The organism is Actinomadura flavalba DSM 45200 (assembly GCF_000374305.1).
Lineage (GTDB): Bacteria > Actinomycetota > Actinomycetes > Streptosporangiales > Streptosporangiaceae > Spirillospora > Spirillospora flavalba.
The window spans coordinates 132,430-159,122 of sequence record NZ_KB894100.1 but is presented as its reverse complement, the minus strand read 5'-3'; the positions used below and the strand labels follow the sequence as shown (position 1 = coordinate 159,122).

Below are 26,693 nucleotides of genomic sequence, written 5' to 3'. Positions count from 1 at the left end.
GTGACGGAGCCCGGACGGACCGGGCACCGCCACCCTATTCTCTTGCCGCGCCTCCGCGCGGGGGCTAGTGGGCTCCCTTTCCGGTGAGGGCGCGGACCTCCAGTTCGGCGTACTTGCCCGCGCCGCTCGTCTTGTCCTTGCTGAGCACCGTGCCGAGGTAGGCGCACAGGAACCCGATCGGGATGGACAGCAGGCCCGGGTTCTGGAGCGGCACCGGGGCGACGGCCGTCGTGCTGAACAGCGCGTCGGCGTTGCCCTTGGGGATCGTGCTGGACGCGCCGCCCCAGCAGACCGGGCTGAGCAGGACGAGCCCGACCGCCGAGACCAGACCGCCGTAGATGCCCGCGACGGCGCCCGAGGTGGTGAACCGCTTCCAGAACAGCGACAGCAGCAGCGTCGGCAGGTTCGCCGACGCGGCCACCGCGAACGCCAGCGCGACGAGGAACGCGACGTTCAGCCCGCGCGCGAAGATCGACAGCACGATCGCGATGGCGCCGATGACCAGGGCCGCGATCCGCGCGGTGCGGACCTCGTCCCGCTCGCTCGCCTTCCCGCGCCGGAGCACGCTGGCGTAGACGTCGTGCGCGAACGACGAGGAGGACGCCAGCGTGAGGCCCGCGACGACCGCGAGGATCGTCGCGAACGCGACCGCCGCGATCACCGCCAGGAACACCGCCCCGCCGGTGGAGCCCTCCCCGCCGCCGAGTTCCAGCGCGAGCTGGGGCGCGGCGGTGTTGCCGCCCTTGTCCTGGGCGGCGATGGCCTTGCCGCCGACGAGCGCGGCGGCGCCGAAGCCGATGACGAGCGTCATCAGGTAGAACGCGCCGATGATGCCGATCGCCCAGTTCACCGAGGAGCGGGCGGCGCGCGCGTTCGGCACCGTGTAGAAGCGGATGAGGATGTGCGGCAGCCCGGCGGTGCCGAGGACGAGCGCGAGGCCGAGCGACAGCAGGTCCAGCTTGGACCACAGGTCGGTCGCGCCGTACTTGAGGCCGGGTTCGAGGAACGCGTCGCCCTTGCCGCTGGCGTCGGCGGCGGCGCCGAGCAGGCTGGACAGGTTGAAGCCGTACTTGGCCAGCACCCAGACCGTCATGACGAACGCGCCGCTCATCAGCAGCACGGCCTTGACGATCTGCACCCAGGTGGTGCCCTTCATGCCGCCGACCGTGACGTAGAAGATCATCAGGGCGCCCACGACGATGATCGTCACGATCTTGGTGGACTCGCTCTGCGAGCCGAGCAGCAGCGTGACGAGCGCGCCCGCGCCGACCATCTGCGCGAGCAGGTAGAAGATCGACACGACGATGGTGGAGAGCCCGGCGGCGGCGCGCACCGGACGCTGCCGCATCCGGAACGCCAGCACGTCGGCCATGGTGAACCGGCCCGAGTTGCGCAGCATCTCCGCGACGAGCAGCAGCGCGACGAGCCACGCGACGAGAAACCCGATCGAGTACAGGAACCCGTCGTAGCCCGACAGCGCGAACATGCCCGCGATGCCGAGGAACGAGGCGGCCGACATGTAGTCGCCGCCGATGGCCAGGCCGTTCTGGACGGCGGAGAACGAGCGTCCGCCCGCGTAGAAGTCGGCGGCGGTGCGCGTCTGGCGGCTGGCCCAGATCGTGATGTAGAGGGTCAGCGCGACGAACGCGCCGAACAGGGCGAGCGAGAGCGTCCGGTGGCTGCCCTCGGCGGCCGCCAGCACGGGGGCGGCGAACGTGCCGGTCATCGGCCCTCCTCCTCGCGGCCGTCACCGGACGCGTCATCGTCGTCGGCGCGGGTGGCGCCGCCGGGGGGCGTCCCGCCCGCGCGCGTGGCGCCGGTGCCGGGAGACGTGTCGTCCGCGTGGTCGGCGGGGGGCGTCGCGGTGGGCGCGTCACCGGCGCGGGTGACGCCGCCGCCCGCCGCGGGGGCCGCGTCGTCGGCGCGCGTCGCGCCCGCGCGTGTGGCGCCGCCGTTCTCGGCGGGGGCGTCTCCGGCGGCGTCGGTGTCGACGGCGGCGGCGAGGGGTTCGAGGGTGCGCCGGGCGTACCGCTCGTACAGCCAGGCGATGAGGAAGGTCGAGAGGAACTGGAGCAGGCCGAAGACCAGCGCCACGTTGATCTCGCCGATCACCTTGGTGCCCATGAAGCCGCGCGCGTACGCCGACAGCACGACGTAGAGCAGGTACCAGGTGAGGAAGGCCGCGGTCATCGGGAAGACGAACCGCCGGAAGGCCGTCCGCAACCGCTGGAACTCGGGGCTCTGCTGGATCTGGAGATAGGCCGCCTGGTCCGGCCCACCTCCGGCGGGCCCGGGAGGGGGCCCGGACGACTCGGTTGTCACACATACCTCCGGCGAGGGTTAGCCCAGTGTCACCGCGCGACGCGTTCGCGTCACACCGGCGGACACACTGCCCGGCTAGGAGAACCGGCGGAGGTCATTTGACCAAAAGGTTGGTTGGGAAGTGGAGGGACAACGCGCCGAAACACGTGGGTGATACACAAATGTGATGTAGGTCACTACTCGACCGCGAAGCGCTGCCGGTCGTCGGTCGGCACGATCTCCCGTCCGAGCGGCACCAGCGAGACCGGGACGAGCTTGAAGTTCGCGATGCCGAAGGGGATGCCGATGATCGTCAAGCAGAGCGCGATCCCGGTGGTGATGTGCCCGAGCGCCAGCCACCATCCGGCCACCACGATCCAGATGACGTTGCCGACGGCCGATCCCGCCCCGGCGCCCGGCCGCCGCACCACCCGGTTCCCGAACGGCCACAGCGCGAACACCGCGATGCGGAACGACGCGATGCCGAACGGGATGGTGATGATCAGGACACAGCAGATGATTCCGGCGATCACGTACCCGATCGCCATCCAGAACCCGGACAGCACCAGCCACAACACGTTCAGCAACGTCCGCATCACACTCACCCTAGGGCGCTGCCCGCCCCACGACCCGCAAAACCTCCACACCCCAATCGACTCCTCCCGAAACACCCCATAAATCCCCCGACCTGGGCACGAACGACACGGGATCGAGCAGGCACGGACGACGCGGATTCGCACGGCCGCGTGCAGCGCGGCAGACCAACGCAGCCTCCGCGCCACCCCCGGGCCCGCCCACCTAACACGGACGACGCGGATTGCACCGCCGCTCGCAGCACGGGCAGAACGGCGGGAACCGCGTGATGGCGCCCCCGGCGGTTGCTCAGGCGTGGGGGCGGGCGACGCAGGTTCGCACGGCCGCGCGTCGCGCGGGCGGGGCGACGCGGCCTCCGCGACACCCCCCGGGCCCGCCCACCTGGCATGGACGACGCGGATTCGCGCCGCCGCTCGTAGCGCAGGCGCGGGCAGACGGACGCGGCCTCCGTGGAGGCCGCGGGAACCGCGTGGTGGTGCCCCGGTGGTCGCTCAGGCTTGGTGGTGGGCGACCGGGTCAGGGCTCGCGTTGCGAGTGTGCGCGGTCACGGCTCGGACGGGACGGGCCGGGGGCGCGGAACGTGCCACGCCTCCCCCGGCCCGGACGGCCGTGGCCGCCGGTGCCACCCCCGTAGACACCGGCGCCGCCACGACGGGCCTGTCCGCGGGCGTCATGAGTCCCCCCAGAACGGCGTAACACGCCTTCTCATGACGCCTCCACGAACAGCCGTAAGCCCCTGAATCGGGACTTGTCCATCACGCTAGCCCGAGCGGCGTAATCGGCGCGTAAACGGCAGTGAAGATCGTCTTCAATCCACCGGCAGCAGGACGTTCAGCGCGCCGGGCAGCACCTTCGCGGTGACCGGCAGCGTGCCGGGCAGCTCGCCGTCGGCGCCGTAGGGCAGCGTGCGCCCCGGCGTCAGCAGCTCGATGCGCACCTCGCGCCCGCGCAGCACGCGGACCTGCGGGCGGCGCAGGTGCGCGCCGTCCTCCAGTTCGTTCATCACGCCGAGGAACATGCGCTTGGGGCCGTCCGCGACGATGACGACGTCGAGCAGCCCGTCGTCCACCCGGGCGTCCGGGGCGATGTGCCGCCCGAAGCCGTAGAACCCCGAGTTCGCGGCGACGACGGTGAAACCGCGTTCGCGGTGCTCGGCGCCGTCCACGGTGACGCGGTAGTCGGCGGGCCGCCAGCCCAGCACGGCGCGCGCCGCGCCGACCGTGTAGGAGATCCGGCCGCGCAGCAGCCGGGTCTCGTTGGCGTACTGGTTGGCGACGGCGTCCACGCCCGCGTAGACGCTGCCGAGCACCGGCACGCCGTTGGCCTCGATCACGTCCACCGGCCGGGCCGCGCCGTCCAGCAGCACGGCGGCGAGCCCGGCCGGGTCGGCGGGCAGGCCGAGCTGGCGGGCGAAGTCGTTGCCGCGCCCGGCGGGCACGACGCCGAAGACCGCGTCCGTCCCGGCCAGGGCGCCGCCGACGCAGCCGACCATGCCGTCGCCGCCGACGCCGAGCACGGCGCGGCCGTCGCGGGCGGCGGTACGCGCCAGCGTGCGCGCGTGGTCCAGCCCGCGGCTGTACTCGACGGCGACGTCCGCGCCGGCCTCGCGCAGCAGCCGGGCCAGCGGCACCAGCAGCGAGGCCGCCGCCGCGCCTCCGGCGGACGGGTTGACGATCGCGGTGAAGCTCCGGGGGGTGGGCATCGGCGGCTACTCCTGCGACACGGGCGGGACGAGCACCCCGGGGTTGAGGATGCCGGCGGGGTCGAGCCGGTCCTTCACGGCGCGCAGCACGTCCACGCCGAGCGGGCCGATCTCGCGGGCGAACCAGTCGCGGTGGTCCGCGCCGACGCCGTGGTGGTGGCTGATCGTACCTCCGGCGGCGAGGATGGCGTCGTTGGCGGCGTGCTTGGCGGCGGTCCACCGGTCGAGGCCCTGCGCGGTGACGACGGTGAAGTACAGCGATGCCCCGGTCTCGTACACGTGCGAGATGTGGCAGAGGACGAGCGGCCCGGCGCCGTCCACGGTCAGCGCGGCGGTGAGCGCGTCGCGGACGGCGGTGTACACGGCGGGGATCGCCGACCAGAACGCGGCGGTCTCCAGCGTCTCGACCAGCGCGCCGACGTCCAGCAGCGCGTCGCGCAGGTACGGGGCCTTGAACCGGCCGTGCTCCCACTTCTCCCCCGGCGCCGCGCCGAGCGGTTCGCCGCCCGCCGCCGCGAGCCGTTCGCGGGCGCCCTCGACGCCGGGCCCCTCGAAGCCGAGGACGGCCAGGCAGCCGGCCGCGCCGGACGCGCCGCCGCCGATGGCGCCGGGGTCGGCGAGGCCGATCATCGTCTCGGTCTCGTCGGAGAGCCGCAGCACGGCGGGGCGCGGGCCGTCCTGGGCGACCGAGCGCAGCGCGGCGGCGCCCGCCTCGAAGGACGGGAACCGCCAGCCCTCGTACGCGGTGTGCTCGGGCAGCGGCCGGACGCGCACCCGGACGGCGGTGATGACGCCGAACGCGCCCTCGGAGCCGAGGACGAGTTGCCGCAGATCGGGCCCGGCGGCCGACTTGGGCGCGCGCCCGAGGTCCAGCGTGCCCTGCGGAGTGGCGACGGTCAGCCCGACGACCATCTCGTCGAAGCGCCCGTATCCGGCGGACGCCTGGCCGCTGGAGCGGGCGGCGGCGAACCCGCCGATCGTGGCCCACTCGAACGACTGGGGGAAGTGGCCGAGGGTGTAGCCGCGCTCGCGCAGCAGGTCCTCGGCGACCGGGCCCTTGAGGCCGGGTTCCAGGACGGCCGTGCGGGAGGTCTCGTCGAGTTCGACCAGTTCGTCCAGGCGGCCGACGTCCAGCGCGATCACCGCGTCCACGCCCTGCGGGGTGAGGCCGCCGACGACGGAGGTCCCGCCGCCGAACGGGACGACGGCCACGCCCGCCGCCGAGCAGATCCGCAGTACGGCCAGGACGTCGTCGTGGGTGCCGGGCAGCACGACGGCGTCGGGCGCGTCGGTGACGTCCCCGGCGCGGATGCGCAGCAGGTCGGGCGTCGACTTGCCGCGCGTGTGCCGGATACGGCTCTCGTCGTCGGCGCGGACGCGCGCGACCTTCTCCAGATCCGCCACAATGCCGGGGGCGAGCCGGGACGGCCGCACGCGGATCTCGCCGAGTTCGGCGGGCGGCGCGGCGGCGGGACGGACGCCCAGCAGGTCGCGCAGCAGCCCGACGACCGCGTCGGGCAGCGGGGCGGCCTCGTCGGGGTCGCCCCATCCGCTCCACAGCATGTCCGCGCTCACTGGTGCCTCCTCGGGTCTCGACCGTGGCTTACACTGTGACACATGACGTCGAATCGTCACAACAGAACCGCGGACGACGCGGTGCTGGACGCCGCCCGCGACTGCGTCCTCGCCGTCGGCGTCCGCCGCACCACGCTCACCGACATCGCCCGCCGCGCGGGCCTGTCCCGGATGACGCTCTACCGGCGCTGGCCGGACGTGCGCACCATCGTCACCGACCTCATGACGCGCGAGTTCACCGCGCTCGCCGCCGACGCCGACCCCGGCGCGGGCAGCGGCCCGGTGCTGGAGCGGTTCGTGGACGCCGTCGCCGACGGCGTCGCCACGTTCCGCGCGCACCCGCTGCTGCGCAAGATCGTCGAGGTCGACCCCGAACTGCTGCTCCCCTACGTGCTGGACCGCCTCGGCGGCACGCAGCGGCGCCTGCTGGAGGTGTTCGAGGCGGCGATCGCCGCCGGGCACGCCGACGGCTCGGTCCGCCCCGGCGACCCCGTCCGGCAGGCGCGGGCGGTGCTGCTGGTCGTCCAGTCGTTCGGGCTGTCGCTGTCCACGATGACCGACCCGGCCGCGCCGGGCCTGTCCGACGACGCCTTCACCGCCGAACTCCGCCACATCCTGCTGACCAGCCTGCAACCCTGACGCCAGGAGTCCCCGTGAGCATGACCCCCGCCCGCTCCTCGCTGAACGCGGCGCGGCGCGCCCGCGAGCTGGCCGCGCTTCCGGACGAGGTCGTGGACGTCCTCGTCGTCGGGCTCGGCGCGACCGGCGCGGGCGTCGCGCTGGACGCCGCCGCGCGCGGGCTGTCGGTCGCCGCGATCGACGCGCACGACCTGGCGTTCGGCACGTCCCGGTGGAGTTCCAAGCTGATCCACGGCGGCCTGCGCTACCTGGCGTCCGGGCAGCTCGACGTGGCGCACGAGAGCGCGGTCGAGCGCGGCGTCCTCATGACCCGCACCGCGCCGCACCTGGTGCGGGCGCTGCCGTTCGTGCTGCCGCTGACGCCGCTGGTGTCGCGCCGCCAGGAGGCCCTGACCCGCGCGGGGCTGCGGGCGGGCGACGCGCTGCGGGCGGCGGCGGGCACGCCGCGCCGGGTGCTGCCCGGCCCGCGCCGCCTGTCGGCGGTGGAGACGCGGCGGACCGCGCCCCCGGTGCGCGGCGCGGGGCTGCGCGGCGGGCTGCTGTCCTTCGACGGGCAGCTCGCCGACGACGCCCGGCTCGTCACCGCGCTGGCCCGCACCGCCGCCGCGCACGGCGCGCGCGTCCTGACCCGCTGCCGGGCGCTGACGCTCACCGGTGACGGCGCGCAGGTCCGCGACGAGCTGACCGGCGCCGAGTTCGGCGTCCGCGCCCGCGCAGTGATCAACGCGGCGGGCGTGTGGGCGGGCGGGCTGGTGGACGGCATCACGCTGCGCCCGTCGCGCGGCACCCACATCGTCGTCCGCGCCGCGACGCTGGAGGGCCTGGCCACCGGCCTGCACGTGCCGGTGCCGGGCTCGACGAGCCGGTTCCTGCTCGTGCTGCCGCAGGGCGACGGCCGCGTCTACGTCGGGCTGACCGACGAACCGGCCGACGGCCCGATCCCCGACGTGCCCGAGCCGACGGCCGCCGAGATCGGGTTCCTGCTGGACATCCTCGGCACGGCGCTGGACGTGCCGGTGCGGGCGTCCGACGTCGTCGGGGCGTTCGCGGGCCTGCGCCCGCTGCTGGACACCGGCGTGCCCGGGGAGACCGCCGACCTGTCCCGCAGGCACGCCGTGCTCACCTCGCGGGACGGTGTCGTCACGGTCGTCGGGGGCAAGCTGACGACCTACCGCCGGATGGCGCAGGACGCCGTGGACGCGGTGGCCGCCCGGTTCGCGGCCCCGCCGTCGCGCACGGCGCGCGTCCCGCTGGTCGGCGCGGCCGGCCCCGACCGCCTGGCGCGGCTGGACGCGCCCGCCCGTCTCGTCCGGCGCTACGGCGCCGAGGCGCCGCTGGTCGCCGCGCTCGGCGCCGCCGACCCGGCCCTGCTGGAGCCGGTGGCCCCCGGCCTGCCGGTGCTGGGCGCGGAGCTGGCGTGGGCGGTGCGGCACGAGGGCGCGCTGGACGCCGCCGACCTGCTCGACCGCCGGACCCGCGTCGGGCTCGTCCCCGCGGACCGCGCGGCGGCGCTGCCGCTGGCCGAGTCCCTGGTGGGAGCGGTGGGACGAAGGTGAAGAAGATCGCCCCGTGGGTATGACGTGTTGCACTTGCCCGATGCGGTGATACTTAGGTTACCCTTACCTAATTCTTCGCCGCAGGAAGATCACGAACACGGGGGCCTTCGTTGACCACGCGCCGCACGAGCTGCGACCACTGCCCGGGTAGCCACTCGGGCGAGCGGCCCTGCCTCGCCAGCGCGACCGTCAAACCCCGGAGCTGGCTGCTGATCGAGCACCCCGGCCCCTGGCCCGAGCGCATCGAGGACCTGCCCGGCGACGGGCCGGTGGCGACCGCCGTCCGCGCCGCGCTGGCCGCCGGGGTGCGGCCCCAGCTCATCCGGCGCACCGGGCGGCGGCGCGGCGTCCCGCCCGTCCAGGTCTACGCGGTCTGGTCGCACGGCGCCGCCGTGTGGATCGAGGGCCGCGCGCTGGACGACCCCGCCGAGCTGGCCGGGCTCGACCTGGCCGCGCTGGCGGCCGGGCGGCGGCCCGGGCTCGGCCCGCTCGTCCGCGACCCCGTCCTGCTGGTCTGCACGCACGGGCGCCGCAACGCCTGCTGCGCCCGCACCGGCGCGCCGCTGGCCCGCGACCTGGCGGCCCGGTTCGGTGACCTGGTGTGGGAGACCACCCACGTCGGCGGCGACCGGTTCGCCGCCAACCTCGTCTGCTTCCCGCACGGCCTCTACTACGGCGACCTCGACACCGCCGCCGCCGTGCGCGCGATCGAGGCGTACCGGCGCGGCGAGGTCGCGCTCGACCGGCTGCGGGGCCGCGCCGGGCTGCCCGAGCCCGTGCAGGCCGCCGAGCACTTCGCCCGCGAGCACACCGGCGTCCTCGGACTGGACGGCGTGCGAGTGGAATCGCTGATCGGTACTTCTCCGTATGAAGCGGTCGTTTCCGTGGGCCCGGCGCGTTATCGCGTCGTGCTGGAGCGGACGACGCCCGGCCGCGCTTGCGCCACGGACTGTCAAGAGAATCTCGAAACCTACACTGTTAGCGACCTCACCCTTCTCAACGAGGCCGCCCTCGTGTAATCTCTCGAAGGCTCCTTTCGCGAGCCCTCCTGCCGCACGACCACCCCGCGCTCCCGGTGCATCCGGACGGGGAACAAGAGCGGCAACTCCAGACGTTGGACCATTCGGCGCTTCGGACGCATCTCTGACGAAGCACGTCGAGCGTCCATGTCCGCAATGGCTCAGTAAGAAAACTAATCAAGGTGGGTGTTCCATGGCTCAGGTACGTCGGCAGGCAAACCTCCCTCGTCCCAGCTGGGGCTGGCAGGACGCCGCGGCGTGCCGGGGAGAAGACCTCGTGCTCTTCTTCGGCCCCGACGGCGAGCGCCAGCCCGAGCGTGAGATCCGCGAGCGCAAGGCGAAGCAGATCTGCATGGGCTGTCCGGTCCGTTCGGAATGCCTGGACTACGCCGTGTCCCGGCCCGAGAAGTACGGCACCTGGGGCGGCCTGAACGAGGACGAGCGCGCCTCCGAGCGTCGTCGCCGCATGCGCCGCGCCAACGCCGCCTAGCTCTCGCGGTCTCATCGGCACCGACGGTCCCTACACCCCGGCACGCCACCCGGAAACGTTACGGCCCCGCCCCGCGGGGCCGTTTGCGTTCTCCGGGGCCCCTTAGCCGATCAACGGCGCGCGCGCACGGTCGTCACCGGTTCGTGATGAACGCGCAAGACGTCGATCAACGGCGTCCGATACCGCACCGCTTACTGACGCGCACACCTTTTCACGGAATCGGAAGAAGACCTTTTCCCGATGCCTCACCCGGATACGGTCAACGGCCCGATCGCGTCCTTGTCCGGAAACGGGACACGAAGGGACACCGGCGGACATGACGAAGGCGCCGCCCCGGCCTCGGGGCGGCGCCTTCGTCGTACGGGTCAGGCGGACGTGGTGAGCCAGCGCAGCGGGTTGGCGCGGACGATGCCGTCGAGCGTGGCGTCGTCGGCGCCGGCGGCGCGCAGCGCGGGCAGGAACTCCTCGAAGAGGTAGCCGAAGCCGTGGCCGTCGTAGCGGCGGATCTGGGTCATGCGGGCGATGCCGGTGCTCAGCAGGACGCGGTCGGCGTGCCCGGCGTCCAGCAGCTCCAGGACGGCCCGCACCCGCGTGCCGAGCGCGGCGGGGTCGCCCGCCGCCAGGCCGAGCGAGCCGAACGTGACGTAGGCGCCGCTCTCGGCGATCTTGCGGGTGACGGCGGGGTCGTCGACGAGGTCCTGGCGGCCGACCGCGATCCGCGCCGGGTTCAGCCCGGCCGTGGTCAGGATCTCCAGTTCGGCCAGGCCCGCGCGGCCGTAGGTGGCGACGGGCAGGCCCGAGTAGCGGGCGGTCTGCGCGGCGGCGCGCAGGCAGCGCTCCTCGGCGGCGCTCGGGACGTCGCCCCACGCGCCGACCTCCCCGATGACGCCGGGCAGCGCGCTGGTGCCGTCCATGCCGAAGCCGATCTCCGCGAGCAGCCGTTCCGCGAGGCGGTCGACGTCGGCGTCGGCGACGAACGCCGGGTGGAAGGGCTCCCCGAAGTAGCCGGTGGCGGCGACGACCGCGACGCGGGAACCGGCGCTCATCCGCGCCAGCGCGGCGGCGTTGCGGCCCATGCCCGCGCTGGTGAGGTCGACGACGAGACCGAGGTCGCGCTCGTTGCGCAGCGCCGTCAGCTCGGCGGTGACCGGCTTCTCCTCGTCCAGCCAGCGGCGGGGATCGGAGTCGAGCAGCGCGGGGCGCGCGGGCCAGCGCAGATCGAGCTGGAGGTGCTCGTGCGGGAGCACCGCGCCGGTGATGGCGGACGTCGGGATCGTGCCGGTCACGGTGCGCAGCCGCCCGGTCTCCTCACGAGGGGTCATGTATCCCGAGATTACGACATGTTTAGGCATTACCGGCGGTGGTCAGGGGTAAGTTTTACGGTTCGTCTCGTTGCTCGCGGTCCGCTTGAACCGCCGCTTGCACCGCGCGGGCCCGCGCGGTGTCGGCGCTCGGCCAGCGCCGGTCGATCTCGGCGTTGAGCGCCGCGCCGATGAGCACCGCGAAGGCCGCCACGTACAGCCAGGCCAGCACGGCGATCGCCGCCGACAGCGATCCGTAGACCGACACCCCGCTCATCGACCCGGCCAGGTAGAGCCGGAGCAGGAAGCTGCCGACGACCCAGATCACCAGCGCCAGCACCGCGCCCGGCGCCTCCCGCCACCACGCCGTCCGCACCGGGACGCTCGCGTGGTAGAGCAGCGTCAGGAACAGCACCGAGACCGTGATCACGATCGGCCAGTACAGGTTCTCGATCACGCTCCCGCTCTCCGGGACGGCGGCGCGCGCCAGCGTCGGCCCGGCGACGAGCAGCGGGATCACCAGCAGCATCGCGACCAGCCCGACCAGGTAGAGCAGGAACGCCCGGATGCGGGTGCGGACGACGCCGCGCAGCCCCGACAGGCCGTAGGAGATCGTGATCGTGTCCACGTAGACGTTGGTCGCCCGCGACCCCGCCCACAGCGAGATCAGGAAGCTGACCGACACGATGTCCGGGCTGCCGCCCCGGATCACCTCGTCCACCAGCGGCACGACGACGGAGTCCACGGCCTGGCCGGTGAGCGCCGTCCGCGCCTGCTCGATGATCCACGTGCGGATCTCCGCGATCGACTCGTCGCCGAGCACGCCCGCGAAGTGGCCCATCGTGCCGACCAGGCCGATCACCAGCGGCGGCAGCGACAGCAGCGCGAAGAACGCCGCCTCGGCCGCCAGGCCGGTGACGCGGTTGTTGAAGGCGTTGACCGTCGTGTCCTTGACGACGCTCCAGACCGTCCGCAGCCACGGCGGCCGGGGCACCCAGGCGGGCAGCGCGCGGCGGACCCGCGCCCGGCGGCGGCCGTCCCGTCGCTCCCTCCCCGGGCGCTCCTCCGGTTCCGGCGCGCGGGCGGGCGGCACGGTGCCCTCGGACGCGACGGCGGGCACCGCGCCGTCGGCGGCGCCGGGGGTGGCGGGGGTCGGATGGGCGGCGGTCACGTCACCTCACGGTAGGGGTCGCGGGACGGGACGTCACCGAACCGTGCCGCTCGGTGACGCGGGGGCCGTCCACTGGATCAGGCTTACCCGCTTCGACGCCGCTCATCGACCCCGCGCCCATGATCGTTACCTGGTCGGTCCGGGGTCGCGTGCGGGGCACCGGCCGGCATCGGTGACAATGGGTACATGATCTGCGCAGCGTGCCGTGAGCGGCGCCACGACGAGTGCCGCGAGGGCTCGTGGTGCGACTGCCAGCATCAGCCACCCCAGGGGCGGGCCGAGGAACCCGCGCCGCGCGGGGAGCCCGCCGAACCGCCGGTGAACTGGAGGCGGCAGGGATGAGGATTTCCGGTAAATTGGGTGGGAAAAGCCTTGAATGTCCGCATGCCGGACGCGACTGGACAGCCCGCGGAACCGCATGTCAGAGTTCAGGCATGACTGCTGCGGACCCCCTGCTGGTGATGCGCCGGCACGTGGACTTCCTGCGCGTCCGCAGCGCGATCTGTCCGTGACGCCCCCACCACGCCCCAGCTTCTGAACTCCGGGCGCGTGGCGTATCGGCGTCACTTCTCCCATTTTCTCCTGCTCACCGTCGAGCCGGCCTGCGAGATGCCGGTGCAGCCACGCGTCCTCGACACGATGAGGATCGCGCCGTGCCACCTGCGACCAAGCGCAAGCGGGGTGAGGGCCAGTGGGCCCTCGGCTACCGTGAACCGCTCAACAAGAACGAAGAGAACAAGAAGAACGACGACGGGCTGAACGTCCGCCAGCGGATCATCGACGTCTACTCCAAGGCGGGCTTCGACTCCATCGACCCCGCCGACCTGCGCGGTCGCATGCGCTGGTACGGGCTCTACACCCAGCGCCGCCCCGGCCTGGACGGCGGCAAGACCGGCGCGCTGCCCGACGAGGAGCTGGACGACCGCTACTTCATGCTGCGCGTCCGCATCGACGGGGGCCAGCTCGACCCGGCGCAGCTCCGCGTCCTGGCCGACATCGCCACAAAGTATGCGCGCGGCACCGCCGACGTCACCGACCGGCAGAACATCCAGTACCACTGGATCCGCATCGAGGACGTCCCCGCCATCTGGGACGCGCTGGAGGCCGTCGGCCTGTCCACGATGGAGGCGTGCGGCGACACCCCGCGCGTGATCCTCGGCTGCCCGCTGGCCGGCATCGCCGCCGACGAGGTCATCGACGGCACGCCGCAGATCCGCGACATCCACGACCGCTACATCGGCCTGCCCGAGTTCTCCAATTTGCCGCGCAAGTTCAAGTCCGCGATCAGCGGCTGCACCGCGCACTGCACCGTCCACGAGATCAACGACGTCGCCTTCGTCGGCACCGTGCACGAGGACGGCCGGGTCGGCTACCAGGCGTTCGTCGGCGGCGGCCTGTCCACCAACCCGATGTTCGCCAAGAGCCTCGGCGTCTTCATCGAGCCCGAGCAGGCCCACGAGGTCTGGAAGGGCATCATCTCGATCTTCCGGGACTACGGGTACCGGCGGCTGCGGCACCGCGCCCGCATCAAGTTCCTCATGAACGACTGGGGCCCGGAGAAGTTCCGCGAGGTGCTGGAGCGGGAGTACCTCGGGTACGCCCTGCCGGACGGCCCCGAGCCGGCCGCGCCGCTCCCCCGCCGCGACCACGTCGGCGTCCACCCGCAGAACGACGGGAACTTCTACGTCGGGTTCGCGCCGCGCGTCGGCCGCCTCAACGGCGAACTGCTCGGCGTCATCGGTGACCTGGCCGACCGGTACGGGTCGGGCCGCGTCCGCACGACCGTCGAGCAGAAGATGGTCATCCTGGACGTCCCCGCCGAGAACACCGAGGCGCTGGCCGACGCCCTGGCCGCGCACGACCTCCAGGTGCACCCGTCCACGTTCCGGCGGCAGACGATGGCCTGCACCGGCATCGAGTTCTGCAAGCTGGCGATCGTCGAGACCAAGCAGCGCGGCATGGACCTCATCGAGGACCTGGAGAAGCGGCTGCCCGACTTCGACCAGCCGCTGACGATCAACATCAACGGCTGCCCGAACGCCTGCGCGCGCATCCAGGTCGCGGACATCGGCCTGAAGGGCCAGCTCGTCATCGACGAGGACGGCCGCCAGGTCGAGGGCTTCCAGATCCACCTCGGCGGGCAGGTCGGCGCGTCCTTCGGCAAGAAGGTGCGCGGCCTCAAGACCACCTCGGCCGGGCTGACCGACTACGTCGAGCGGGTCGTCCGCAACTTCGACGCGCAGCGCTCGGACGGCGAGACGTTCGCCGCCTGGGTGCAGCGCGCCGACGACGCCGACCTGAAGTAGGGGCTCCCATGAGTGAGCGTGCCGCTCCCTTCTACTGCCCCTACTGCGGCGACGAGCACCTCGTCCCGCGTGAAGAGGAGGGGGCGTGGTTCTGCGAGGACTGCGTCCGCTCGTTCCGCCTGAAGTTCCTCGGTGTCGGAGCCCCCCGGCCTGCGAAGGAGACCACCGGTGACCCTGCTGGAGACTGACAGACCGGCCCTCGACTTGGAGGACATCGTCGCGTCGGCGGCGACCGCGCTGGAGGGCGCGTCGACGCTGGAGGTGATCCGCTGGGCGGCGGCCACGTTCGGTGACCGCATCTGCCTCACCTCGTCCATGTCGGACGCGGCGCTGATCCACCTGGTGTCGAAGGTCAAGCCCGGCATCGACGTGCTGTTCGTCGACACCGGCTACCACTTCGCCGAGACGATCGGCACCCGCGACGCCGTCGAGGCCGTCTACCCGGTCAACGTCATCAACGTGACGCCGTCGCGGACGGTCGCCGAGCAGGACGCGGCGCTGGGCCCGCGCCTGCACGGCCGCAACCCGGACCTGTGCTGCCACCTGCGCAAGGTCGAGCCGCTGGGCCGGGCGCTGGAGGGCTACATGGCGTGGTTCAGCGGCATCCGGCGGGACGAGACGTCGTCGCGCAAGGACCGCCGCGTCGTGGAGTGGGACCGCAAGCGCGGGATGGTGAAGGTCAACCCGATCCTGGACTGGTCGCAGGACGACATGGACAACTACATGTCCGACAACGGCGTCCTGGTGAACCCGCTGCACTACGACGGCTACCCGTCGATCGGGTGCGAGCCGTGCACGAGCCCGGTGGCGCCCGGCGAGGACCCGCGCAGCGGCCGGTGGGCCGGCATGGGCAAGACCGAGTGCGGGATTCACCTGTGACGATCCCGCTGGTGGCGGTGGCGCACGGGAGCAAGGACCCGCGCGCCGCCGCGACCGTGACCGAGCTGCTGTCGGCCGTCCGGGCGCTGAACCCGGACGTGCCGGTGCACGCGTCGTTCCTGGACCACGCCGCGCCGGACCCGGCGCGCGTGCTGGGGCGGCTCGCGGCCGACGGCGTCTCCGAGGCGGTGGTGCTGCCGCTGCTGCTCACCGCCGCCTACCACAGCAAGACCGACATTCCGGGCGTGCTGGCGAAGGTGCGGCAGGCGCGTCCCCGGCTGGCGCTGCGGACGGCGGACACGCTGGGGCCGTCGCCGCTGCTGGTCGCCGCGCTGGAACGCCGGCTCGCCGAGGCGGGCGTGCCGCCGGGCGACCCGGACACGGCGGTCGTGCTGGTGTCGGCGGGGTCGAGCGACGCGGCGGCGAACGCGACCGTCCGCGAGCTGGCGGCGGGCTGGCGCGCGCGCGGCTGGCGCCAGGTGACGGCGGCGTACGCCTCGGCGTCCGGGCCCCGGCCCGACGAGGCCGTGGCCGCGCTGCGCGCCGGGGGCGCCCGCCGCGTGGCGGTGGCGTCCTACTTCCTGGCGCCGGGCCACTTCGCGGACAAGGTCCGCCGCGCGTCGCTGGCGGCCGGGGCGGACGTCGTCTCCCCCGTCCTCGGCGCGGCCCCGGAGATCGCGGACCTCGTCCTGCACCGCTACGCCGAGACCCTGCGCGCGCGCCGCCGCGCCCACGCGGGCTGACCCCTCCCCCTCCGCACCGAACCGGACGCCCGGCCACGTGCGGCTGACCGGCTTGACCTTGACACGGTGGCAACCTCTTCACTGGGGTGAGGAGGTGGTCACGATGGTCACGGAGACGGACGTCCGGCGGGCGCTGCGCGGACTGGAGCACGAGGACGCGTCGGTGCGGCTGCGGGCGGCGCTGGCGGTCGGGACGCACCCGGACGCGGAGTTCGTCGGGGCGCTCATCGAGCGGAGCGCGGTGGAGCCCGAGTTCTACGTGCGCGACATGCTCACGTGGGCGCTCACCCGGCACCCGGCGGCGCTGACGCTGCCGGAGCTGCTGGCGGAGGTGCGGTCGGAGCGGGCGCAGGCGCGGAGCCAGGCGCTGCACACGCTGTCCAAGCTCGGGGACCGGGCGGCGTGGCCGGTGATCACCCCGGCGCTGCTGGCCGACGCCGACGACGAGGTGGCGCGCAGCGCGTGGCGGGCGGCGGTCGTACTCGTCCCCGACGACGAGAGGCCGGAGCTGGCCGCCGCGCTCGCGGCGCAGCTCGGCCGGGGCGGGCGTGACGTGCGGCTCAGCCTCAGCCGGGCGCTGGTCGCGCTCGGTGAGGTGATCATGCCCGCGCTGCGGGCGGCCGCGACGCGTCCCGGCCCGGAGGCGCGCACCCACGCGATCGCCACCGAGCGGCTGCTGCGCGACCCCGACGCCGGATTCGAGTCCGCCGTCGAGGAGGCGAAGCGGATCGTGGCGCTCGGGGGTAGGTAGCGGGAGAGGGGGACGCGATGCTCATCGGTGAGGTGGCCCGGCGGTCGGGCGTCAGCGCGCGCATGCTCCGGCACTACGACGCGCTCGGACTGGTGCGTCCGACGGGCCGGAGCGGCGGCGGCTACCGGGAGTACTCCGACGAGGACATCCGGCGCATCTTCCACGTGGAGAGCCTGCGGTCGCTGGGGCTGTCGCTGCGGGACGTCGGGCGCGCCCTCGACGAGCCCGGGTTCGAGCCCGCCGCGCTCGTCGCCGACCTCGTCCGCCGAACGCGGGAGCGCATCGCGGCCGAGACCGAACTGCTCACCCGGCTCGACCGGATCGGCGCCGCCGAACCCGCCGGGTGGGAGGACGTGCTGCGCGTCGTCGCCCTGCTCCAGGGGCTCCGGTCCCGGAGCGCCGGAACGCGGCAGCTCGCGGCGCTCGCCTCGGCCGAGGACGCGCCGGTGCCGGTGGAGGCGCTGGTCGAGGCGGCGCTGACCGAGACGGACGCGAACGTCGCCGGGGCCGTGCGCTGGGCGCTGGCCGGGTCGGGCGCGCGCGGCGCCGCACTGCTGGCGGAGGGGCTGGGTTCCCCGTCGGCGCGGGTGCGGGAGCGCGCCGTCCGGTCCCTCGTCGAGATCGCGGACGACGCGGCGGGCGCGCCGCTGCGGGACGCGCTCGCGCATCCCGACGTCGTGGTCCGCCGGGTGGCGGCGCTGGCCCTCGGGCCGCGCGGCGTCGCCGCCGCCGTGCCGGTGCTGATCGACATGGTGGCGGCGGAGGCGAACGACGTCGAGGCGTCCGACGCCCTCGGCGCGCTGGCGTCCCGCCCCGCGCTGGCCGACCGGATCACCGCCGGTCTCGTGGACCGGCTCGGCTCCGGCCCGGCGTCCGCCCGGCGCCGCCTCGCCCAGGCCCTCGCGGAGATCCCGGGGGACGCGGCCACGGGCGCCCTCACCCGTCTGGCACGCGACGACGACCACGCCGTCGCCCTCACCGCGACCTACGTGCGAGGACTGCGCACCCGGCCCGACGACGTTCCGCGCTGAACGGGGTCGGCACCGCCGCGCCCGGTCGGCCGCCGGGCACGGTCGGTCTGGACGTGAGGGCGCGCGGTCGGTGGGTAGGGCGGGGGCATGACGAAGCGCGATGATCTCGGGCGGGAGCCCGAGCAGACGGACGACGAGTACTTCGGGCCGGTCAACGAGGGGGCCGACGCACGCGGGCGGACCGAGGCCGGGGCGGGAGAGCCCGGCACCAGCGGAACGGGCGTGCCGGGGAGCGGGAGCGCCCACCCCGACTCGCTGCCGCCGGACGAGGCGGGCGTCGAGGAGGCCGAGCGCACCGACGACTCGCGCCGCACCGCGTAGACCCCGGCTGTGCGAGACCGCCCCGTCGCTCGACGCGACGGGGCGGCCGGGGCGTGTCACCGTCCGGCGTGGACCGGGTCCGGCCGGACGGTGCCGGGAACGCCCTAGGCGGTCTCCTCCTGGGGCGTCCGCACCTCCATGCGTTGCAGGGCGATGCGGCGCGCGTCCAGCAGCGCGAGCAGGACCGGCGGGTCGATGCTGCGCATCGACCGCAGCCGCAGCTCGACGTTGCTCAAGATCATGTCACCGCGCACGGTGAGCGGCCCGTGGGCCGCCACCGTCGGAGGCGCGTCCCCGATGACGCGCTCCTCGCCGTGCGGGACGGACTGGGCGAGCAGGAACCAGGTGCCCTGCGGAACCCGGTCCAGCCGGAACCGGCCCGCCCGTTCCAGGACCGTGCAGCGCGCCGGGACGCCCTGCGGGATCGTGTCCGGGAACAGGCCCAGGAACACGGTGCCGGGTTCCTCGTCGTGGGACGGGACGACCTCGCCCTGGACGATGGCGGCGTGGCCGCCCCGTACCGGCCCGTGGTCGGTGATGCGCGGGGCGAACCCCCGGCGCTCGCGGTACGTCGTCGGCGACATGCCGACGCTGTTCTTGAACCGCGTGCTGAAGGTGCCGACGCTGTTGTAGCCGACCCGGTAGGTGATCTCGGTGACGCTCATCGACGTCGTGAGCAGCAGTCGCTTGGCCTCCTCAAGGCGGACGGCCGACAGGAAGCGCCCCGGGGAGACGCCCGTCACCTGCCGGAAGAGGCGCGAGAAGTGGAACTTGCTGAACATCGCCGTCCGCGCCAGGTCGTCGATGGTGATGGCCTCGCCGATGTTCTGATGAATGTCGTCGATGGCGCGTTGAATTGCGGCGGCGGCGCTTCTTTCCATTGTTTCCATTAACACAGCCCTCCCCTGTGAATGGCGATGGATGACCCCTGCGGTTGCCGGGCCGACAGCACGAGGAATGACCGACCGGCCAGGTACTGCCCGCATGGCAACATTTTTGTCACCCTTCCGGAGCCGACCTACACATACCGCGCAGACGGTATCAATCGTGGCGCCGTCTGCCTATACGTGGTCTGAACAAAAATTACCATGCGCACTTCACCCATGACGGAAAGTAACAGCATTGGCCCTACTATTTGCGGGAGATGTTCACCGCATATTGAAAATTGCTGTGTCCTTCGGCGGATCAAAGGTGCTCAGTGATCACCCGGTCGGCCGCGTAGTTCCACCGCGCGAGCGATGCCGTTCCAGCTCTCGGCGCACCGGCGGGCGACGACCGCGACGGCGTCGATGCAGTGCGGCGGGATCGCGTCCACCAGGTCCCGCCACTCCGTGCCGATCAGGGCGCGCGAGTACAGCAGTTGCAGCAGTTCGCGTCCCGGCTCGGTCTGCCGCAGCGCCGGGTCGCGCGCGAGCCGCCGCAGCATCACCGCCATGTCGGTCAGCGCCTCCTCGTCGGGCGGGGCGTCGGCGGACGCCCCCGCCTGCGCGGCCGGCTGCGACCGGTCCGCCCCGGCGGGCAGCGGGCTCTCCCCGCGCCGCATCCGCACGCGCACGTCGTGGGCCGTGCCGAGGGAGACCCGCGCCCGGCGGGCGATCTCGCGCAGCGACGCCGTGGGATCGGCCGTCATCGCCTCGGCCGCGCGGCGCCGCCCCTCCGCGGCGTTCAGCGGACGGGCGCGTCCGTCGATGCCGACCCGGGTGTTCGTCTGCGGAAAAGACTCGCTCGAACGGCGGCGCAGGGACGCCACCGTCCGGGCGGCGAGCCCGGCGACCTCGGCCACGGCGCGGTCGGACAGCTCGGGATGGGAGTGGATGATGCGGACGGCGGCCTCCTTGCGCTCCGCCAGCGAGAGCGGCAGTCCGTGCCAGGTGTTCTCCGCCACCGCCAGCAGGAACGCGTCCCGCTCGCTGCCCTCGAAGAATTCGACGTCGATGGTCTCCGAACGGCGCAGCCGCGCCGCCATCACGCGGTGCAGACCGTCGATCACGAGCATGGTGGAACGGTGGACCAGAATGGGCGGCAGCGGATGCTCGGTCTGCGCCAGCCGCCGAATGTGCTCCTCGTCCGGAGTCGCGCGCGGCGAAACGCCCAGGCGCAGCGCGGACAACGGCACCGACTGCGGCGGCGCGTCGACCGGCACGTGCATCAGACGGTTTCCGGGTCGTCGTACCGGGGCGGGACTCGTATCGACGCGATCGTCGCCCGACCTACCTGAATCGGCCTCATCCACGTGCACAGCCCGGTACACCCCATGTCAGACGGTCAGCCGCTACCACCACGGTAGTAATGACCAGAAACGAGGAAGCTGACCCATCCGGATGCGGAGTTAACGCACCGGTACACCCGCACGCTGAGCACCCGGACGATGACGCTGTGCCAGACAGAGGAGGTGACGATGGGGCGCGGCGAATATCGGACGTTATGGCCGCAAGCGGACAGGAGAATCGGTCGTGAACGCTTGACAGCCCGGCGCACGGGGCGGTCCGCGCCCCGTACGCCCGCCGTTCACCGGATCGCCTGCCCGATTCCGTGCAGGTTTCCCTCGCTGTCATAGAACCAGACGGCCCGTTCGCCGACCCCGCCCTCGGACGGATAGTGCCCCTTGACCTCGACGATCCCGTCGTCGTCCAGGCCGGGCATGTCGAACCGCTCGAACCGCACCCCGCGCTCGCGCAGCTCCGCCACGACCGCCGCCAGGTCGGCCACGCTCCACCCCATCTGGGTGTGCTCGCCGGACGCCTCGCCCTGCGACTCGAAGATCGCGAAAGACCCCGCGCCGCAGCGGTAACGAAGCCCGCCCGGACGCGATTCGGCGGGCTCCAGGCCGAGCTTCTCGGCGAAGAACCGGCGCGCGCGGTCGAGATCCTGCGCGGGGAGCCGCGTCGCGACGCCCGCCGCCGCCAGGCCGCCCGCCCCGAGGCCCAGCCGCTCCCGGCGGAGCGACCAGTACGCGGGCGTCAGCTCGATGATCTGGACGTGGTTGCCGTCCGGATCGGCGACGGTGCCGAACCAGGCGCCGGAGTCGTCCCGGTACTCCAGCGCCGCCACCCACGACACCCCGGCGGCGTCCAGGTGGCGCGCGGTCGCCCGCGCGTCCGGGACGTGCAGGTTGAGCAGGACCCGGCCCGGCTCGGGGTTGCGCGGAGCGACGTCCTGCCGGGGGTCGATGAGGACGCCGACGCCGCCGAGCCGCAGGAAGCCGTCGCCGTCGGGCACCGCGCCGAAGCAGCGCTCGTACCAGGCGAGGAGGCGTCCGGGGTCGCGGGTGCCGAGCAGGATGCTGCCGAGTTCGGGGACGCCTCCGGGCGCCGCGGTCACGACTGGGCCGGCGGGTCGCCGAGGTCGCCGGGGAAGCTGTGGTGCTCGTGCGCGATGAGCCACTTGCCGTCGACCTTGCGCAGGCCGAGGGTGAGGCGGCAGCGCTCGGTGACGATGCCGAGCAGCGCGGTGCAGTAGGCGACGGTGTCGGATGCGAAGATCTCCACGTCGATCAGCTCGAAGCTGCCCTCGCCGCCGGGACTGTACTGGAAGAACAGCTCCCACTGCTTGCGGTACTCGGCCTCGCCGCGGATGCGCTGCGGCGGCACCACGTCGTACATGAGGACGTCGTCGGTATGCCCGGCGAGCACGCCGTCCATGTCACCGTCGCGGACGGCCTTGGCCCAGCGGTAAATGACCTCGCGTACCTCGGCCGTGTTCGTGTCCTGCGCCATGTCGCACTCCGTTCCCGGCCGCCCCCGGACGGCCGTCAGTTGGGTTGCGGGGCCCCGCCCGGGGCCCCCGGGATCGTGCTCTCCAGCCAGATGGACGGGCGCCGCTCGTGGAAACGGCGCAGTTCGGCCATGCCGCTGAGCCATCCGAGCCAGCCCGCGTAGGGCGTTCCGCCGTCGTTGAAACGGCTGTGCACGAACGTCAGGCGCGTCCGGCCGCCGGAGCCCTCCAGCTCCCACGTGGACGCGAACGATCCCCAGTCCAGCTCGACGCGGCGGCCGGGCTCCAGGCTGAGGACCTTGGCGGCGGACGGGCCGGTGTCGGCGCCGTCCATGTGCCAGTGGCCGCCCTCGCGCAGGTCGACGTCGACGACGGCGCCGAGCCAGTTGCGGATCTTGTCGGGGTCGACCAGGGAGTCGAACACCTCCTCCGGCGGCCCGGCGACGACGACGCAGTCGGCGAGGCGGGGGGAGGTGAAGTCGCAGCGGGGGGTGAGGGGACGGCCCTCGACGTAGTCGACGAGGTTGGCGATGGACAGCGACCAGAAGGTGGCGAGCACCGACCGGGCGCCCTTCTCGCGGACGACGTCGCGCCAGTCGGGGACGTGGGTCTGGGTGAGGACGACGTGGGCGCAGCCCGGCCCCTCGTCGGTCACGCTGATCTCGACGGTGGTCTCGGCGCCGCCGATCGACCACGCGAAGCGCAGGGTGCCCGAGTCGGTGTGCAGCGGGCGCTGGCGCGGGACGTCGCCCTCGGGGGTGTAGCGGCCCCAGAAGGAGAAGGCGCGCGGCAGGTCGACCTCGGCGTGCTCGGCCAGCCAGACCCGCAGGGCCTCGGCGTCGGTGATGGCCCGCCACACGTCGGTGGCGGGGGCCTCGACGCGCGCGCGGAGCCGCAGCGGCGCGGTCATGGGGCGGCCTCCTCCCGGGGGAAGGCCGGATAGCAGGCGACGGCGAGCTTGAACGCGTCGCCTTCGGCGCCGCCGTAGCGGGTGAACAGGTCCTGGAGGGAGGACTGGAGTTCGTCCAGGAACTGCTGGCGGCGGTCGGGCGGGACGCGGATCTCGCCGGAGATGCCGATGGAGGGCACCTCGGGGGCGATCTCGGTGCCGACGGTCGCGGCGACGATCGCCAGGTCGGACTGGACCTCCTGGACGAGGTCGAGCACGTAGCCGAGGCTGAACTGGTCGCGCGCGGTCTGCGGCCCGATCTGGCCGACCAGCCCGGGTGAGAGCCAGTAGGAGCGGGCGGCGGCCTGGTAGATGCCCTCGTGAATGCCGCGCACGCGGCGCTGGGCCGTCTGCGTGACGAGCCCGGCCGCGACCAGGCGGGTCACGTGGTAGTACACCCACTGCGGCGTCTGGCCCAGCCGCTCGGCGACCTCGGTGCACGAGCGAGGTTCCGCGAGCTGCTTGAGCACCTCGACGCGCTGCGGCTTGAGCAGGGCCTCGGCCTGCTCAAGCCGCTCCATGACAAGGACCTCTCGCATACGATGAAGTCTGTACGTAAAAAAGGTTCTTGTCAATGGCGGTACCGCGCCGTCAGGCGCAGCGCACGTCCGTCCGGGGACGCTCCCCCGTCACCAGGAACCGGGTGACGATCGCGTCGGCGCAGGCGCTGACCCCGTAGAGGTAGACCAGGTGCCCGCCCTGGTCGACGCTGACCAGCCGTGCCCGCGCGCCGAGCGCCCGGCGCATCGCCGTCGCTCCCACATAGGGCGTGCCCGGATCGCGCAGGTTCGACACCAGCAGGACGTTGGACGGGCCGTTCTGGCCGATCCGCACCGGCGGCTCCGCCCGCTGGACCGGCCAGAACGCGCACGGCCACAGGTTCGCGCCGGACGCCCCGAAGATCGGGTACCGGAGGCGGTCCAGCGCGACGGCGCGCTGGTAGTACCCGACGTCGCGGCGCCAGTTCCCGTCGTTGCAGGCCAGCGAGATGAGCCCGGAGAAGTCCATGACGCCGGTCGAGGGCGGCGGCTCGGCGGCGGTGCCCCGGTCGAGTTCGCTCCACGTCCGGGCCAGGTCGGGGAAGATCGCGTCGGCGAACAGCGAGCTGAACGTGAGGTACCGGAACCCCGGCCCGTCATAGCCCCCGGCCGGGCGGCGCTCCAGCTTGGCGGCGATCCGGTGGAACGAGGCGCGGACCTGCGCGGGCGTGCGGCCGAGCCCGTACTCGGCGTGCCGCGCCGCCGCCCAGCGGGCGAAGTCGGGGAAGCGGTCCTCGACGCCGCGGCCGAGCCGCCGCGACCACGTGTGGTCCATGCCGCCGGGGCCGACGACGCTGTCCAGGACGACGCGGTCGGTGCGGTGGGGGAACAGCGTGGCGTAGACGGCGCCGACGTAGGTGCCGTAGGAGTAGCCGAGGTAGGAGATCTTGCGCTCGCCCAGCGCGACGCGCAGCCGGTCCACGTCGCGTGCCACGTTGGCGGTCGACTGGTGCGGCAGTTGCGCGCCGGTCGCGGACGCGCCGCACTGGCGGGCGATGACGCGCAGCTCGGCGGCGCGGCGCGCGACGGCCGCCGGGCCGGACGCCGCCTGCGACGCCGGGATGCTGAGGTCCTGGCCGGGCCGCAGGTCGCAGGTCACCGGGCTGCTGCGGCCGATGCCGCGCGGGTCGAAGCCGATGAGGTCGTAGCGTTCCCGGACGCTCGCGGGCATGCCCTGCGCGGCGAGCCGCGCGGGCAGCGCCAGTTCGGAGCGGTCGGTGCCGCCCGGCTCCAGCACGAGCACGCCCCGGCGCAGCTTGCGCGACGTCGCGGGCAGCATCGAGACGGCGAAGTCGATCGTGGGGCCGGACGGCCGGGCGTGGTCGAGCGGCACGCGGAGCGTCGCGCACCGCAGGCCGGGCGCGGGCTCGCCGAGGTCGGGGCAGGCGCGCCAGACGGGCGGCGCGACCGGCGCCGCGCCGGGCGGCGGCCCGGCGGCGGCCGGGGCGGCGGTGGGCAGCAGGGCGGCCGTCACCGCCGCGACGAGCAGCAGCGGGGGGATTCGGCGGGGGGATTTCCGGAATGCGCGCATGGATCACGTCCGCGTGGAGGAGACGGTGGGCGTGTCCCACTCTCACCGCCGTGCGGACGGCGCGCATCTCCCGCCATGCGACGGTGGCGGCTCGGCACGAGCGGAGATGCGCCCGGGTCCGGGGAGGCGGAAGCATCCGATGTGCGGTTCCCCCCATCCACGGACAGGAGTGACGCCGTGCAGAGCAAGACCGTTCTGGACGTCTGGGTCGTCGACCTCACGTTCCCCGGCTACATGGACTGGTGGGCCGCCCGGGCGGCCGAGTTCGAGGAGCGCCATCCCGAGTACACCGTCGCGATCACCGCGCTCGGCTTCTTCACCGCGCCGCGCGAGATCGCGGCGGCGGTCGCGGACGGCCGCGTCCCGGCGGTGGCCGAGTACTACTTCTATCTGAACCAGGTGGCGCGCGACATGCGCACGCCCGACGGCGCGCCCCTGTACGCCTCGCTGGAGAAGGCGCTCGGCGGACGGACCGAGGTGCTCGGGGAGCCCGTCGTCGCGGACGACGTGATCCCGGCGCTGCGCGACTACTACACCTTCGGCGGCGAGCTGCTGTCGATGCCGTCGGTCGGGACGACCAGCGTCCTGTACGGGAACACCGACGCGCTGGAGGCGGCCGGCGTCGCGGAGATGCCGCGCACCTGGGCGGAGGTGCGGGCGGCGTGCGAGGCGCTGGCCGCGCGTCCCGGCGGTCCGGAGCACGGCGTCACGTGGTCGAACCACGGGATGTTCTTCCAGCAGGCCGTCGCGTCGGCGGGCGGGGCGCTCACCGACCACGGCAACGGCCGGACGGGGCGGGCCACGGCCATCGACCTCGCGACGCCCGAGATGCTCGCCTGGGCGACCTGGTGGCAGGAGATGCACGGCGCGGGCCACTACCTGGACACCGGCGGCATCCCCGACTGGCAGCAGACGTTCCAGGCGTTCGCCGAGCGGCGCACCGGGCTGCGGCTCAGCTCGTCCAACGACGTCAACTACACCGTCCAGGCGGCGGGCGGTTCGGGCTTCGGCCTCGCCGTCGGCCCCTACCCCTACGACGACCGGCGGCCGTACGCGGGGAACGCGGTCGCGGGCAGCTCGCTGTGGCTCGCCGACGGCCTCGACGAGCCCGTCCGCGAGGGCGCGCTGGCGTTCCTCCAGTACGTGCACGGCCCGCGCATCGCGGCGGACCGGCACCGGGACAACAGCTTCCTGCCGCTCACGCACGCGGCGTACGCGCTGCTGGACGAGGACGGCTGGTTCGCCGCGAACCCGCACCACCGGGTGCCGAGCGACATGCTCGCCGGGCCGCCGTCGCGCGGCGCGGTGTACGGCGACTTCGCGGGCATCCAGGACGTCATGACCCGCGCGATGGCCGACGTCCTGGCCGGCCGCGCCGACGTCGGGGCGAGCTTCGCCGCCGCGACGCGGGAGGCGCAGCGCCTGCTGGACGCCTACAACGCCGGTGCTCCGGGCGTCTTCCCGGGCGGCGCCGAGACGTTGCGGGTGGAGTTCTTCACCGACGCCAAGGCGTACTCGGGCGCCGACATGGACGACGTCGCGCGCGCCGAGCGGCGCTGAGCGAGAGGACGGCCCCGGGCT

General features: G+C 73.5%; 26 protein-coding genes. 12 read left to right on the top strand and 14 right to left on the bottom strand.

Features of this window, described 5'->3' with window-relative positions; all coding sequences use genetic code 11:
- Positions 1 to 64 precede the first annotated feature (64 nt).
- From C229_RS0124345 to C229_RS0124325, 5 genes are all read right to left on the bottom strand, one after another.
- Positions 65 to 1,726, bottom strand: coding sequence for a solute symporter family protein (locus C229_RS0124345; protein WP_018657730.1), 1,662 nt, complete (start codon positions 1,724 to 1,726; stop codon positions 65 to 67).
- Complete coding sequence (locus C229_RS36110) at positions 1,723 to 2,322, bottom strand: DUF485 domain-containing protein (protein ID WP_081640020.1); 600 nt, start codon at positions 2,320 to 2,322, stop codon at positions 1,723 to 1,725. Before C229_RS36110 ends, C229_RS0124345 begins: the two co-directional genes overlap by 4 nt.
- A 176-nt stretch (positions 2,323 to 2,498) precedes the next feature.
- Positions 2,499 to 2,897, bottom strand: coding sequence for a YccF domain-containing protein (locus C229_RS0124335; RefSeq protein WP_018657728.1), 399 nt, complete (start codon positions 2,895 to 2,897; stop codon positions 2,499 to 2,501).
- Between the two features lie 806 nt (positions 2,898 to 3,703).
- The gene (locus C229_RS0124330; protein WP_018657727.1) at positions 3,704 to 4,597 is read right to left on the bottom strand and encodes a diacylglycerol/lipid kinase family protein; all 894 of its coding nucleotides are present in this window, start codon (positions 4,595 to 4,597) and stop codon (positions 3,704 to 3,706) included.
- Positions 4,598 to 4,603: 6 nt separating this feature from the next.
- Complete coding sequence (locus tag C229_RS0124325) at positions 4,604 to 6,160, bottom strand: FAD-binding oxidoreductase (RefSeq protein ID WP_026314128.1); 1,557 nt, start codon at positions 6,158 to 6,160, stop codon at positions 4,604 to 4,606.
- Between the two features lie 54 nt (positions 6,161 to 6,214).
- Here C229_RS0124325 and C229_RS0124320 point away from each other — a divergent pair, with 54 nt between their 5' ends.
- The 4 genes from C229_RS0124320 to C229_RS0124305 all read left to right on the top strand — a co-directional run bounded on the left by C229_RS0124320 (position 6,215) and on the right by C229_RS0124305 (position 9,876).
- Positions 6,215 to 6,811, top strand: a complete 597-nt coding sequence (locus C229_RS0124320; protein WP_081640019.1) for a TetR/AcrR family transcriptional regulator — start codon at positions 6,215 to 6,217, stop codon at positions 6,809 to 6,811.
- Between the two features lie 20 nt (positions 6,812 to 6,831).
- Entirely contained in the window at positions 6,832 to 8,367 is a 1,536-nt protein-coding gene (locus C229_RS0124315; RefSeq protein ID WP_018657724.1) for a glycerol-3-phosphate dehydrogenase/oxidase, read from the top strand.
- Positions 8,368 to 8,477: 110 nt separating this feature from the next.
- Positions 8,478 to 9,386 (top strand): sucrase ferredoxin, encoded by a 909-nt coding sequence (locus tag C229_RS0124310; RefSeq protein WP_018657723.1) that lies wholly within the window; start codon positions 8,478 to 8,480, stop codon positions 9,384 to 9,386.
- A gap of 193 nt (positions 9,387 to 9,579) precedes the next feature.
- Positions 9,580 to 9,876: a WhiB family transcriptional regulator gene (locus tag C229_RS0124305; protein WP_081640018.1), complete on the top strand. Its 297-nt coding sequence runs from the start codon at positions 9,580 to 9,582 to the stop codon at positions 9,874 to 9,876.
- 365 nt (positions 9,877 to 10,241) lie between these two features.
- On the opposite strand, the gene C229_RS0124300 is transcribed toward C229_RS0124305, so the two are convergent.
- Together C229_RS0124300 and C229_RS0124295 are read right to left on the bottom strand one after the other, a co-directional pair.
- Positions 10,242 to 11,198, bottom strand: coding sequence for a phosphotriesterase family protein (locus C229_RS0124300; protein ID WP_026314127.1), 957 nt, complete (start codon positions 11,196 to 11,198; stop codon positions 10,242 to 10,244).
- Positions 11,199 to 11,253: 55 nt separating this feature from the next.
- Complete coding sequence (locus C229_RS0124295) at positions 11,254 to 12,348, bottom strand: YihY/virulence factor BrkB family protein (protein WP_018657720.1); 1,095 nt, start codon at positions 12,346 to 12,348, stop codon at positions 11,254 to 11,256.
- A 653-nt stretch (positions 12,349 to 13,001) separates the two neighbouring features.
- Between C229_RS0124295 and C229_RS0124285 the strand changes: the two genes are divergently transcribed.
- The 7 genes from C229_RS0124285 to C229_RS0124260 all read left to right on the top strand — a co-directional run bounded on the left by C229_RS0124285 (position 13,002) and on the right by C229_RS0124260 (position 18,379).
- Positions 13,002 to 14,654, top strand: a complete 1,653-nt coding sequence (locus tag C229_RS0124285) for a nitrite/sulfite reductase (RefSeq protein ID WP_018657719.1) — start codon at positions 13,002 to 13,004, stop codon at positions 14,652 to 14,654.
- Positions 14,655 to 14,662: 8 nt separating this feature from the next.
- A complete protein-coding gene (locus C229_RS33825) occupies positions 14,663 to 14,842 on the top strand; it encodes a hypothetical protein (RefSeq protein ID WP_081640017.1) in 180 nt (59 codons plus the stop codon).
- A complete protein-coding gene (locus C229_RS0124280) occupies positions 14,823 to 15,533 on the top strand; it encodes a phosphoadenylyl-sulfate reductase (protein WP_018657718.1) in 711 nt (236 codons plus the stop codon). The genes C229_RS33825 and C229_RS0124280 overlap by 20 nt, the downstream gene beginning before the upstream one ends.
- Positions 15,530 to 16,276, top strand: a complete 747-nt coding sequence (locus C229_RS0124275; protein ID WP_018657717.1) for a sirohydrochlorin chelatase — start codon at positions 15,530 to 15,532, stop codon at positions 16,274 to 16,276. Before C229_RS0124280 ends, C229_RS0124275 begins: the two co-directional genes overlap by 4 nt.
- A gap of 103 nt (positions 16,277 to 16,379) precedes the next feature.
- The gene (locus C229_RS0124270) at positions 16,380 to 17,027 is read left to right on the top strand and encodes a HEAT repeat domain-containing protein (RefSeq protein ID WP_018657716.1); all 648 of its coding nucleotides are present in this window, start codon (positions 16,380 to 16,382) and stop codon (positions 17,025 to 17,027) included.
- 17 nt (positions 17,028 to 17,044) lie between these two features.
- Positions 17,045 to 18,058: a HEAT repeat domain-containing protein gene (locus C229_RS0124265; RefSeq protein ID WP_018657715.1), complete on the top strand. Its 1,014-nt coding sequence runs from the start codon at positions 17,045 to 17,047 to the stop codon at positions 18,056 to 18,058.
- An 87-nt stretch (positions 18,059 to 18,145) separates the two neighbouring features.
- A complete protein-coding gene (locus tag C229_RS0124260) occupies positions 18,146 to 18,379 on the top strand; it encodes a hypothetical protein (RefSeq protein WP_018657714.1) in 234 nt (77 codons plus the stop codon).
- Positions 18,380 to 18,483: 104 nt separating this feature from the next.
- Here C229_RS0124260 and C229_RS31690 read toward each other — a convergent pair whose 3' ends face one another.
- The 7 genes from C229_RS31690 to C229_RS0124225 form a co-directional block, all read right to left on the bottom strand.
- Complete coding sequence (locus tag C229_RS31690) at positions 18,484 to 19,260, bottom strand: helix-turn-helix domain-containing protein (RefSeq protein WP_018657713.1); 777 nt, start codon at positions 19,258 to 19,260, stop codon at positions 18,484 to 18,486.
- A gap of 314 nt (positions 19,261 to 19,574) precedes the next feature.
- A complete protein-coding gene (locus tag C229_RS31685) occupies positions 19,575 to 20,528 on the bottom strand; it encodes a ParB/RepB/Spo0J family partition protein (protein ID WP_018657712.1) in 954 nt (317 codons plus the stop codon).
- 359 nt (positions 20,529 to 20,887) lie between these two features.
- Positions 20,888 to 21,700, bottom strand: coding sequence for a VOC family protein (locus C229_RS35580; RefSeq protein WP_018657711.1), 813 nt, complete (start codon positions 21,698 to 21,700; stop codon positions 20,888 to 20,890).
- Entirely contained in the window at positions 21,697 to 22,095 is a 399-nt protein-coding gene (locus C229_RS0124240) for a YybH family protein (RefSeq protein ID WP_018657710.1), read from the bottom strand. The genes C229_RS35580 and C229_RS0124240 overlap by 4 nt, the downstream gene beginning before the upstream one ends.
- A 35-nt stretch (positions 22,096 to 22,130) precedes the next feature.
- Entirely contained in the window at positions 22,131 to 23,003 is an 873-nt protein-coding gene (locus C229_RS0124235) for an SRPBCC family protein (protein WP_018657709.1), read from the bottom strand.
- Positions 23,000 to 23,581: an ArsR/SmtB family transcription factor gene (locus C229_RS0124230; RefSeq protein WP_026314124.1), complete on the bottom strand. Its 582-nt coding sequence runs from the start codon at positions 23,579 to 23,581 to the stop codon at positions 23,000 to 23,002. Before C229_RS0124230 ends, C229_RS0124235 begins: the two co-directional genes overlap by 4 nt.
- Before the next feature lie 52 nt (positions 23,582 to 23,633).
- Positions 23,634 to 25,112 carry an alpha/beta hydrolase gene (locus C229_RS0124225; protein ID WP_051109087.1) on the bottom strand — a complete coding sequence of 493 codons (1,479 nt, stop codon included), beginning with the start codon at positions 25,110 to 25,112 and terminating at the stop codon, positions 23,634 to 23,636.
- 177 nt (positions 25,113 to 25,289) lie between these two features.
- Between C229_RS0124225 and C229_RS0124220 the strand changes: the two genes are divergently transcribed.
- Positions 25,290 to 26,672, top strand: a complete 1,383-nt coding sequence (locus C229_RS0124220) for an extracellular solute-binding protein (protein ID WP_018657706.1) — start codon at positions 25,290 to 25,292, stop codon at positions 26,670 to 26,672.
- Positions 26,673 to 26,693: the final 21 nt, after the last annotated feature.